Genomic DNA, 10,819 nt, shown 5'->3' on the forward strand with positions numbered 1-10,819 from the left:
GCCACGGCTGGTTGTGTCTTTTCTCAACACTTTTTCCGCGCTTGGTATTGACTTGTATGGCGTCTCACATCGCGTTGGGGCCGGCGGACTGTGGGCAGCAGCATTATCAGCCCAAGTGCCGTTGTCGGGAGAGCTGACGGTAGGCTGGCAGATGGCGTGGGAGTAGGAGTAGGAGCATAGGGAGAGCGCGGCAGCTGCCTTTGAATAAACTGGATATAGGAAGTGTTACAGACGCTCGCCGGCTGATCCGCTGTCGCTACGCAGATAGCGGCGGTCAAATAGTTAGCGACGCCCAGAATATTCTTGGCTACGGGAGTGCTGGGATCAGTCAGTTGCAAGGCGATGTCGCGCTGAGACAGCCCTGTGAGGATGCCGGGGTCATAGCTCTGGCCGCGCACAAGGTAGAGGTTGGCAATGTCCAGGAATGGGATACTGCCATCGGGATTGAGCGAGCCAATGATCTGCTGTTCCTCCACCGTTGGCCCTTCCAAAGGATGACCCTCGCGGTCCTCCAGCTCAACCGGGGCGAAATCGAGGTAGTTGCTCTGGTAGACGCTGCCATGAAAGGTAAACGTTGCGGTGTTTGGGTAGGCATCTGTGTCAGAGGAGGTTGTCTCTGGCAACTTGCTGAAGGAGCCAAAGCGACTGAGGGCCACAACAACCGGCCAGCGCTCCGCGGCGCAGTAGGGGCAGAATTCGGCGCCCCAGTAGAAGAACTCAGGCTTGCCAGTGGGTCCGCGCAGCATTGGGCGATCAGCGATGACGCGCAGGGGACTCGACAGGTTACCAGTACCTACTTTGGAGAACTGGCTGTCGCTGATGAGAGCCAGATCGTTCAAGACCTGCGGGTCTGTCGCAGAGCGGCTGCTGGTGGGGTTCGCCGTGCTCTGGTGGCCGAGGAGGAGGAAGAGGCCAACGATGGCCCCAATCACAACGAGAGTGAGGCCTACCAGCCACCAGCGGTAGGCGCGCCAGACTGAGACACCTCGTCGTCGGCCTGCCCGCTGCGTCTGTCTAGGAGCTGTTCCTCTCAGTCTGCTCTCAGTCTGCGGACGTTTGCTAAGGGAATTGGTGGAGGAGTGGGACATGTGCCCTTGCGAGCGCGCCTGTGAGACGGGAGGATTTGCTTGCTTCCTGGATGTGGATGAAGACATAGTTCTCTCTTCCCTGAATGTAGATTGTGGACTGTCCTTCCTTGAACAATGCTCGCTTTCGCCTGAGTGGGTGGCGCCAGCGAGATGATTGGCGATATTCACATTATAGCATGAAGGCCTGCCCTGGTGGTGCTTTTGCCAGCCGGTTCGGTCGCCGCCGATAGTAGCAAATGTCCAAGGCTTTTTCAGGCGAGATCCAGAGAATCGGAGCGCAAGCCGGGATAGGAAGTGAGCAGCAAGATGCAGGCGAAACGGTCTCCCTCTCCCCTTTGATTCCTTCAGTCAACACCCTATCAAAAGGAGGGCCTTGCCTGAAGTACGTAAAGTACGTAGAATGCTGGAGATTCGTCAGTCCAGTTTCAACGATTCAGGCCATGATTTGCGTCCGTCTGGTCCTGTCTGGGTCCTGTCTGGGTCCTGTCTGACTTGCCTAATTCTCCATAGGCGTTCAGGCTGTTGCTGATTGAACTGAGAGATTGGCTTTGGGAGAGACTTGGGAGAGAGCTGGCATTAGCCGGGCGCCAGTAGCTCCCACCAGGGTGTGGCACAGCGACGCAGAACATGGGCGATTGCTTGCAGGGCGGCAACGCCCTCTTGTGCCAGCCAGCGCTCCAGGGCAGCGGTTCCCCCTCTGGCATAGAGAGCGATCCCTCCCTGCCAGAAGGCGCGGCCACAGACCACGCCACAGAAAGGTACGCCGGCCTCGGCGGTCAGCTCCAGCAGCTCACAGACAGTGGCTGAGCTGTAGCCCGCGCTCAGATAGACAAGGGGTTTCGAAGCTGCCATTCCCACGACGCGTAGCTGCTCAATGGCCTCTTCGCGCGAGTAAGCTGGCGTTGGTGCCTCGCAGCTCTGCAGTCCAGAGGTGTAGGTCGGTACGATGGGCCATTCCACTTTCAGGATATCAACGCCGTAGCGTGGCTGTCCAAACTCAGCCACAGTAAGGGCGACATAGGTCGGCTTGGCTTGCGCAAAGCTCAGCGCGGCGTTCTCCCCAGCCAGCTCCTCGCCGGCATAGACAAGTGGCTCCAGGAAGAAAGGCACTTCCAGAGCCTGGCACTCGGCCCCTATGCGCTCGACATAGGCCTGCTTGACACGATTGATACGTGGGCTATCGAAGGGGTTATAGTACAGCAAGACCTTCACGGCCTGGGCTCCAGCCTCCACCAGGCGCCGTACACTATAGTCAGGGATCACCTCGGGAGGTTCATAGCGGCCATTGGCGCTATAGCCTGAGCGCTCGTATGCGAGCATCACGCCCGTACCGGGATGGCGTACCGCCAGGGCATCCAGACCATACTCGGGATCAAGCAGGACAGCGCTCGCGTAGGGAGTCAGAATCTGCGTGACCAGGCGCTTGAAGGTACACAGGTCAGAGGCGCTGGCTTGCCCTTGCAGGCCCTGAGCCATGGCCAGAGCCTGAGCCAGATTTGTCCGGTGATCAACGGCCAGGGCTGTAATAATGCCGTGCTCATCGGCACAGGCTTGGAGCCTGCTCAGCTTATTCTGCCTGGAGTTGATACTCATCTCTTCTCTTCCATGCACAGTGCTCTCTCCTCTTCTTGCTACCGAAGACCGCTCCTTCGTCACCTTGCCGCTTTCTATTGGCAGGCGTTTGTTGTTCAGGCTACTTCACGCAGGGAGACTGGGCGATGTTCCTGTAAAGAGCGCTGGGCTGCCAGAGCAATGGCTACCGGGGCCCGGCCATCATAGCCACTGACAGGTACGGGCCTGTCATCAAGGATGGCCTCGACAAAGGCTTGCAGCTCGGCAGCAAAGCTTTCAGCGTAGCGCTCCATAAAGAAATGCAGGGGAAGATCACGCCGCACGCCGTGGCGGTCGCTGACCACCGCTGTATTGGGATAGGCATTGTCGATGGCAATGCAGCCCTCACTACCGAACAGCTCGACACGCTGATCATAACCGTAGCTAGCACGGCGGCTATTGCTGATCGTGGCAATTGCTCCACTGGCGAAACGCAGCATTACAGCGGCGTGGGCCACGTCCCCAGCCAGGGCAATGTCTGGCTCGTTCAGGGCATGGGCCAGGGCAAAGACCTCTTCGACCTCACTGGCCAGCAGGAAGCGGGCCGTATCGAAATCGTGGATCGTCATATCAAGGAATAGGCCGCCGGAGGCTCGAAGATAGGCCGCTGGAGGGGGAGCGGGATCACGGCTTGTAATGTGGAGCATCAATGGCAAGCCGATCTCCCCTTGCTCAACAGCCTGCCTGACACGGCGGAAGTGAACATCAAAGCGGCGATTAAAACCTGTCTGGAGCTTAACTCCCGCTTGCTCGACGGTGGCCAGTGCCCGATCGATCGTCTCCAGGTCAAGGGCCAGCGGCTTCTCACAGAAGATATGCTTCCCAGAGCGAGCGGCTTCCTCGATGAGCTGAGCATGGGTACTTGTCGGCGAGCAGATCAGGACAGCCTCGATCTGCGGGTCTGCCAGAATCTCGCGATAATCGGAGCAGAAGCGAGGTATGTTGCACTCGCGGGCACAGGACTCGGCGGCCTCAGCCCGGGCATCGGCCACGGCCAGCAAGCAGGCCCGTGGAAGTCGCATCGTCAGGTGATGAGCATGGAGGCGTCCGATCCGTCCGGCGCCGATCAAGCCAACGGTTAGCTGTCTCGCAGTCATCCCGTTATCCTTTCCTATCCTATTGTCTGGCGGCCTGTGGCAGGTTTTGCTTAGCAAGCTGACAGGCGTTTCTGAGCATCGGCATGTGGGTGCGTCTCTGCCTTGGAGAAGGGTACCAGCCGGCCTAGAGACCAAGATTGCGCAGGTACTGGCGATTGCGCAAAGCGCTGAGATAGGGGCTGCCCATACCGGGTAGCACATCCTGCTCGACGACGATCCATCCCTGATAGCCATGCAGCTGGAGCCAGGTTACCACCGTAGGGAATGGAACTGCTCCCTGTCCCAGCTCACAAAAGAGGCCGTGGCGCAGAGCAGTGAAGTAGTCCCACCTCTGGGCACGAGCCTCCTGGGCCACTGCTGGCGAGCAGTCTTTAAAATGAACATGCCAGATCCGCGAATCAAAGCGACGGAGGGCCTCCTCGATTAGCCCTGGCTCGTTGCTGCCGCTGCCGTAGAGGTAGTGGCCAGTATCGAAGGCCAGGCCGATGACGTTCGGATCGGTCAACTCCAGGAAGCGAGCAATCTCTTCTGGTGTTTCCACATAACCGGCGCAATGATGATGGAAGGCTGTGCGTAGTCCCGTGGTCTCGTAGACCATGCGAGCAACGGTCTCGCTGTTGCGCGCGAAGATGCGCCACTCGCGCGCGCTTAATCCCTGGCTGGGAGAGATGCGTCCAGCGCAGGACGTCCGGAGGGGATCACCCCCATTCTCATCGGCCAGGAGCAGCAGAGGTCTCCAGGCAGCTCCGCTGATCCGGGACACTGCGGCGAGCAAGTTGGCAATATGCAGAGCCAGATCCAGGCCAGCCCGCAGCGCGCTCGTCTCCCTGAGCATCACGGGAATAAAGGCCGCCACAAGCGTCAACTCGCGTTTACGCAGTTCCGCGACTAGCTGGTCTGCCTCAGTGGGCAGGTAGCCCCAGTCTCCTAACTCGGTCCCCTCATAGCCAGTGGCCCGCAGCTCATCCAGCATCTGCCTCCAGGGAATGACCAGCCCCTGCTTCTGGGTCTCATCGAATTCCAGCGTCCCCCAGGAGCAGGGGGCATTGGCTACGCCGATCTTCTCCATTGCCATTTCTACCCGCCTTGTAGCTCAAGATCAACCATAGATCAGATATCTGTCTTACAGCCCACGCTTCGATGTTACACTGCTCTCACCATGCATTGGCGGAGCCTTCTCCGGCGCCTTGCCTTCCCGGCGCGGAAGGCGCAGGGTCAACAGGGTCAACAGGTATTCCGTATTCTATGACTATAAGAAGTATCGTTCTTCAGCGCGCATTGTTTCCCACTCACGGCGAGCCGCCTGGACCTGGGGGCTAGAGCTTACCTCAGCCACGGCCACATCCCACCAGCTTTCATAAGAAGGCACACTCTCATAGCGGTCGCAGGGTACATAAATCACCGTTGTGCGGTCCAGCGTGCGAGCAGTTTCCAGGGCGGCCACCACATCGGCGGTATCGCGGCAGCGGATCACATAAGCGCCCAGGCTGCGAGCGTTCTCTGCCAGATCAACAGGCAGTGGTACCACCTCGAAGCCGTCCTCATCGCCGGGCAGGCTTCCATTGCGAGGATAAGCATAGCGCGTCCCAAAGCCGCCCTGGCCGAGCGAGCGGCTTAGCGAGCCAATGCTCTTGAAGCCCTGGTTATCGAAGAGCACGATCACCAGCTTATAGCCTTCCTGGACGGAGGTCACAATCTCCCCGTTCATCATCAGATAGGAACCGTCGCCGACCAGGACATAGACCTCTCGTTCAGGGGAGGCCATCTTTGCTCCCAGGCCTCCTGCGATCTCGTAACCCATGCAGCTATAGCCATACTCCAAGTGGAACTGTTTTGGATGGCGTGAGCGCCAGAGCTTATGCAAATCGCCTGGCAAGCTTCCGGCGGCACAGACCACGATCCCATCGGGAGAGCCGCATTCATTGACAGCCCCAATCAGCTCGCTCTGCGAGGGAAGCGGCCCATGACGCATGCCGTAGAGGCGCGAAACCTCAGCCTCCCACTCGCGATGCAGGTCTTCGGCGCACTGTCGATACTCGGGCGCCACTTGATAGCCTGCCAGCAGCGGCAGCAGCTCCTCCAGCGTCGCGCGGGCATCGCCCACCAGCGACAGAGCCGAGTGCTTCGCCGCATCAAACTCCGATACATTGATATTGACAAAACGTACCGCCGGATGGCGGAAGGCAGTCTTCGAAGCCGTTGTAAAGTCGCTATAGCGCGTTCCAATCCCGATAATCAGGTCGGCCTCGCGGGCCAGGCGATTCGCCGCGAACGTACCCGTTGCCCCGATCGCCCCCAGATTGAGAGGATGATCAAAGCGCAGGCTGCCCTTCCCAGCCATCGTCTCGGCTACAGGAATGCCCGTCTCAGCTACCAGGCGTTCTAACAGCGAGCAGGCATCAGCATAGATCACGCCTCCGCCCGCGATAATCAGGGGGCGCTGGCTAGCTCGTATCCAGGCGACGGCCTCGTCCAGTCGTCGGCGATCAGGCCGCGGGCGAGGCACATGCCAGACCCGCTTGCGGAAAAACGCCTCTGGGTACGTATAGGCCTCTGTCTGCACATCCTGGGGCAAAGCCAGGGTCACCGCTCCCGTCTCCGCTGGACTTGTCAGCACACGCATCGCTTCGGGCAGAGCCGTCAGCAGCTGCTCCGGGCGCGTAATACGGTCCCAGTAGCGGCTCACTGGCTTAAAGCAATCATTGACCGAGATATCCTGAGTATGCTCTGACTCCAACTGCTGCAACACTGGAGCCACATTGCGCCGCGCAAAGAAATCGCCGGGCAACAACAGCACTGGAAGCCGATTAATAGTAGCTGTAGCCGCGCCGGTGACCATATTTGTAGCTCCTGGTCCAATCGAGGAGGTACAGGCAAAGGTCTGCAGGCGGTTCTTGACTTTTGTATAGGCGATGGCCGTATGAACCATTGCCTGCTCGTTGCGAGCCTGATAATAACGAAAATCCGGCATCTCCTGGAGGGCCTGGCCAATGCCTGCCACATTGCCATGACCGAAGATTCCAAAGCAGCCCGCGAAAAAAGGCTGCTCTACGCCGTCACGCTCTACATACTGATTGCGCAGAAAAGCAACCAGCGCTTGTGCCATTGTCATGCGTCGGCCAGCATGCTCACTCATCGTTCTCCTCCGGGCAGTCAGCTTGCTCACAGCCAACGAACGCGCTTGCAGGAGAGCACACAGGGCAGCAGGATCAGGCAGAAACCACCGTTCTCCCCTTGCGCTTCTTGTTCTACTTCCGTTCCCTACTGGAGCTGCCCTCCACTTCTCTCCAGTTCATTCCAGTTCAGCTGCCTCACCTAGAGGCCACCGTGTTCCTCGACGAAGGCCATCACCTCAGCGTAGGTCGGCATAAAATCGGCGCAGCCATGCCGCGTTACCAGGATCGCACCGCAAGCGTTACCCAGACGCGCGGCCCGATACCAATCCCAGCCTTGTAACAAGCCATAGAGCAGACCAGCGGCAAAGGCGTCGCCGGCGCCCAGAATATTCTGGACAGTCACCGGGAAGCCGGGCACCTCCAGGCAGGACGGAGAACCGTTCGCCTCCCCGGATGGGGCCTGGTGGACTCGCGAGCCACGAGCGCCCCGCTTCTCCACGAGGGTGCGCGGACCCCGACGTAACATCTCACGGATCGCCTCTTCGACGTCACCGCTCACCCGGGCATCTGAGATCTGAGAGTGCGCCACCTGCACCTGCCTGGCATCGCGCAGCATCGCTGCTTTGATCTCATCCTCGGTTCCAATCACCAGATCGACCAACGGCAGCGCCGAGCGAAGCGCCACGCCGAAGGCGCGCTGATCATGCCACTGGTCAGGGCGATAATCGATATCCAGGACCACCATCGTTCCTTGCTCGCGAGCCAGCTCGGCGGCAAAGAGGGTGGCGCTGCGACTGGGCTCCTTGCTCAGACCGGTGCCGGTGATCAGCAACACACGTCCTTCCCCCAGCGGCGTCGCCAGGACATCGTCGATTGTCAGTTCAATGTCAGCGCAGTGATCGCGATAGTAGGTGAGCGGGAAACAATCTGGTGGCTGGATGCCCAGCACTACAGCGCTACTCCGATAGCCTGGCTTGCGCACCACATAACGCGTCTCTACTTCCTCGCGAGCCAGGAAATGGAGAATAAAATTGCCCACCTGATCATCGCCAACGGCGGTTAGCAGTGCCGAGCGCAACCCCAACCGCCGGGCCCCGACACAGATGTTGGTAGGACAACCACCAACGTAGGCGGCGAAACTTTTAATTTCCTCAAACGGCGCTCCGATATCGTTGGAGTACAAGTCGAGAGAGGAGCGCCCTATGGCAACGAGGTCATAGGCTCTCTGCCGCCGTTCTAGCTCCATCGACGAGCCTCCTGTGTAATCTGATCTTCCCTGACCGAACGGACATCCTCACTCCCGCAGCTTTGTCTCAAACAAGGAGAGCCTGACCCAGCCCCACGCCACCCTATTGCACTCTGGCTTGCCTTCACTCCACACTACCCGCCACCACCTTTGATCACAAGCCGCCTGCTTGATCTGTCCTACGGACAAGCGCTTGTAAGGCCAGCTGATCGACTACTCTCTGACCATTCCGTCTATCCATCTGATCTCACCCTGCCTGGAGATGAATGCGGGTCCGCCAGCCGGAGCCGGTCGCCCTGCGTTCTGCCTGTCTGTCTGCCTGCCTTGCATCCGCGCCGCCCACCACAGGCTACGAGGCGGGCGGCGGAGCGGAGCTTTCGCGCACCACCAGCATCGGGGCGAGGACATGATTGCGCCCCTCCTGTTCATGGAGCAGATCGAGCAAGACCTGCATCGCCAGGCGCCCAAGCTCGATACGCGGTTGACGTACCGTGGTTAGTGGAGGAATGATGCAGCTGGCCATCTCAATATCATCGAAGCCAACCACGCTTAGCTCACGAGGTACAGCAATACCGCGACGATGGCAGGCCATCAGGACCCCGATGGCCATCATATCATTCTGGCAGAAGATGGCGGTCACCCCAGCATCCAGCTGGCGCAGGAGAGCACGGCGCCCACAAAGCACGTCTTCCTGGGGAGAAGCCTCCTCCGCAGCCATGATTGTCACCCATTCCTCGCGCGGGGCCAAGCCGGCGCTAGCCAGAGCTGCCTGATAACCCTCCAGTCGCTGGCGACAGGAGCGTGGGCGGCTACTCGTACCCACATAGCCAATCGCGCGGTGACCAAGAGCCAGCAGATGCTCAACTGCTAGCCGCGCCCCGAGCAGGTCATCCACCGCTACCCAGTGGAGCAGCTCGTACTGCGACTCAGCCTGGCTATTGATGAGGACCGTCGGTACTCGAATCTGGTCAAGCCGCTGCTTATACTCCCCCGTGATGCGTGAAGAAGCCACCAGAATGCCGTCAACACGCCGACGATGGAACGTCTCGATCACCGCAATCTCCTGCTCAGGATCGTTATGCGTGGCGCTCAAAAAGACGCTCAGGCCAGCCGAGCGCGCGACCTCTTCGACGCCACGCACGACCTCACTGAGGAAGGGATCGGCAATCGAGGTTACCGCCAGACCGACTGTGCTGGTGCGCCGTGTTTGCAGACTCTGGGCAATAGCATTGGGCGTATAGCCCATCTCCAGCGCCAATTGCTGGATGCGCTTCCGCGTCTCTTGGCTGATCAGGGGGCTATCGCGCAAGGCTCGCGAAACGGTGGTGTGGGAGACGCCAGCCACGCGCGCGATATCGGCAATGGAAATCTCACGCGAGCGTCTCGTACCAGCAACTCGACCCGTGGCGGATGGGCTACTCACTCTACTCCTGTTCCTCCTGCTTCTGGGTGTCAGCCGCTCTGGCGCAGCCATTTGCACACGTGTGCATTGGCAGCATAGCGGATGGCGTGGGTTTCTGTCAAGAGGATTTGCCGCTTTTTTTCGCCGGCAGCAGAAGTTTCTCTCCGACAGTGTGCTATGCTGAAAGAGCGAGTTTGGACTCAAGATGAGGGGGAAGCCATGCATGTCTCTTCGACGGAGGCCAGCAGCATTCTCACACCACAGCGTGGGGGATTTTTGGCTGCGCCTCCTTATCCCTTTACTCATGCCTTGTCAGCTTATACGGGCTGTGCCTACGGCCAGACAGCCTGCGGTCAGTACTGCTACGCCCGCTTCTTACCCAACTGGATGACCGCCGGCCTGGGCACTTCGTGGGGCCTGGCGGTGCAGGTAAAGGTGAACGCTCCTGCTGTGCTGGAGCAGACGCTGCGCCACATGTCTCCTGAGCGACGTCGCCGCCTGCGCGTTTTTATGAGCACAACTACTGACCCGTATCAGCCAGTGGAACGGCGCTATCAGGTGACACGCCGCTGTCTGGAGATCTTTGCCTCCTATCCCGACCTCGATCTGCTGGTGGTGCAGACACGCTCGCCATTGGCGACGCGTGATCTCGATCTGCTTCTCCAGATCCCCTACGCCTGGCTTTCAGTGACCATCGAGACGGATGATATGGCCTACCTGCGTCGCCTCGGCGGTGGGCCAGCTCTGGAAGGCCGCTGGCAGCTGATACGCCAGGCCAGTCGTCTGGGAGTAAAGACGCAGATTACAATTAGCCCTTGTCTGCGTTTTACTGATGTCGAGACCTTTGGAGGACAGCTCCTTGAGAGCGGTGCACGTCGTCTGGTCGTGGACACAGTTGAGGGCGACGGCGCAGGCGGTGAGCGCACGGCTCGCACTCCTTTTGCGCGCCAGGAACCGGCCTGGAGGGATACGCAACCCGCGCACATTCTCTATGCGTATCTACAGGCTCATGGAACGGATCACGGGGTGGCTGTCGGTTGGGGCGCAAGTGGTTTCTGCGGCATCGCTCCCCGCCACTAGCTTGTCCCACTCTACTCCCACCGTGGAGCCGCAAGAGAGATCGTTGTATCTCTCTTGCTCTGCCTGCGCTGGTCGATGCCGAACATGGAGGCTTGCCCGACAAGAGAAGAGCGTGATATAATCCGGCATCCGTTTTGCATCGATATATCAACGATGTTCAACTGCAACAAGGGGCCAGG

8 protein-coding genes are annotated in these 10,819 nt (G+C 59.5%); 1 reads left to right on the forward strand and 7 read right to left on the reverse strand.

All coding sequences use genetic code 11. The annotated features are described in order from the left end of the window. Positions 1-23: 23 nt before the first annotated feature. The 7 genes from A4R35_RS04215 to A4R35_RS04245 form a co-directional block, all read right to left on the reverse strand. Positions 24-1,154 carry a DUF929 family protein gene (locus tag A4R35_RS04215; RefSeq protein WP_112426840.1) on the reverse strand — a complete coding sequence of 377 codons (1,131 nt, stop codon included), beginning with the start codon at positions 1,152-1,154 and terminating at the stop codon, positions 24-26. A 510-nt stretch (positions 1,155-1,664) separates the two neighbouring features. Then, positions 1,665-2,681 (reverse strand): tagatose 1,6-diphosphate aldolase, encoded by a 1,017-nt coding sequence (locus tag A4R35_RS04220; protein ID WP_112426842.1) that lies wholly within the window; start codon positions 2,679-2,681, stop codon positions 1,665-1,667. Positions 2,682-2,776: 95 nt separating this feature from the next. Continuing rightward, positions 2,777-3,796 carry an inositol 2-dehydrogenase gene (iolG, locus tag A4R35_RS04225; RefSeq protein WP_112426844.1) on the reverse strand — a complete coding sequence of 340 codons (1,020 nt, stop codon included), beginning with the start codon at positions 3,794-3,796 and terminating at the stop codon, positions 2,777-2,779. 124 nt (positions 3,797-3,920) lie between these two features. Beyond that, the gene (locus A4R35_RS04230; RefSeq protein ID WP_223258188.1) at positions 3,921-4,871 is read right to left on the reverse strand and encodes a TIM barrel protein; all 951 of its coding nucleotides are present in this window, start codon (positions 4,869-4,871) and stop codon (positions 3,921-3,923) included. Between the two features lie 174 nt (positions 4,872-5,045). After that, positions 5,046-6,932 (reverse strand): 3D-(3,5/4)-trihydroxycyclohexane-1,2-dione acylhydrolase (decyclizing), encoded by a 1,887-nt coding sequence (gene iolD, locus A4R35_RS04235; RefSeq protein ID WP_223258189.1) that lies wholly within the window; start codon positions 6,930-6,932, stop codon positions 5,046-5,048. Between the two features lie 179 nt (positions 6,933-7,111). Then, positions 7,112-8,158 carry a 5-dehydro-2-deoxygluconokinase gene (gene iolC / locus A4R35_RS04240; protein ID WP_112426848.1) on the reverse strand — a complete coding sequence of 349 codons (1,047 nt, stop codon included), beginning with the start codon at positions 8,156-8,158 and terminating at the stop codon, positions 7,112-7,114. Between the two features lie 349 nt (positions 8,159-8,507). Next, positions 8,508-9,581: a LacI family DNA-binding transcriptional regulator gene (locus A4R35_RS04245; protein WP_223258190.1), complete on the reverse strand. Its 1,074-nt coding sequence runs from the start codon at positions 9,579-9,581 to the stop codon at positions 8,508-8,510. Positions 9,582-9,779: 198 nt separating this feature from the next. On the opposite strand from A4R35_RS04245, the gene A4R35_RS04250 reads away from it, so the two are divergent. Continuing rightward, the gene (locus A4R35_RS04250; RefSeq protein WP_146747110.1) at positions 9,780-10,640 is read left to right on the forward strand and encodes an SPL family radical SAM protein; all 861 of its coding nucleotides are present in this window, start codon (positions 9,780-9,782) and stop codon (positions 10,638-10,640) included. Positions 10,641-10,819 lie beyond the last annotated feature (179 nt).

The sequence above is a fragment of the Thermogemmatispora tikiterensis genome (assembly GCF_003268475.1).
Classification (GTDB): domain Bacteria; phylum Chloroflexota; class Ktedonobacteria; order Ktedonobacterales; family Ktedonobacteraceae; genus Thermogemmatispora; species Thermogemmatispora tikiterensis.

What these genes read in the sequence shown, in the direction of transcription:
- A4R35_RS04215 (WP_112426840.1), bottom strand. Translation starts at nt 1,154, where the DNA reads ATGTCTTCATCCACATCCAGGAAGCAAGCAAATCCTCCCGTCTCACAG.
- A4R35_RS04220 (WP_112426842.1), bottom strand. Translation starts at nt 2,681, where the DNA reads ATGAGTATCAACTCCAGGCAGAATAAGCTGAGCAGGCTCCAAGCCTGT.
- iolG (WP_112426844.1), bottom strand. Translation starts at nt 3,796, where the DNA reads ATGACTGCGAGACAGCTAACCGTTGGCTTGATCGGCGCCGGACGGATC.
- A4R35_RS04230 (WP_223258188.1), bottom strand. Translation starts at nt 4,871, where the DNA reads ATGGCAATGGAGAAGATCGGCGTAGCCAATGCCCCCTGCTCCTGGGGG.
- iolD (WP_223258189.1), bottom strand. Translation starts at nt 6,932, where the DNA reads ATGAGTGAGCATGCTGGCCGACGCATGACAATGGCACAAGCGCTGGTT.
- iolC (WP_112426848.1), bottom strand. Translation starts at nt 8,158, where the DNA reads ATGGAGCTAGAACGGCGGCAGAGAGCCTATGACCTCGTTGCCATAGGG.
- A4R35_RS04250 (WP_146747110.1), top strand. Translation starts at nt 9,780, where the DNA reads ATGCATGTCTCTTCGACGGAGGCCAGCAGCATTCTCACACCACAGCGT.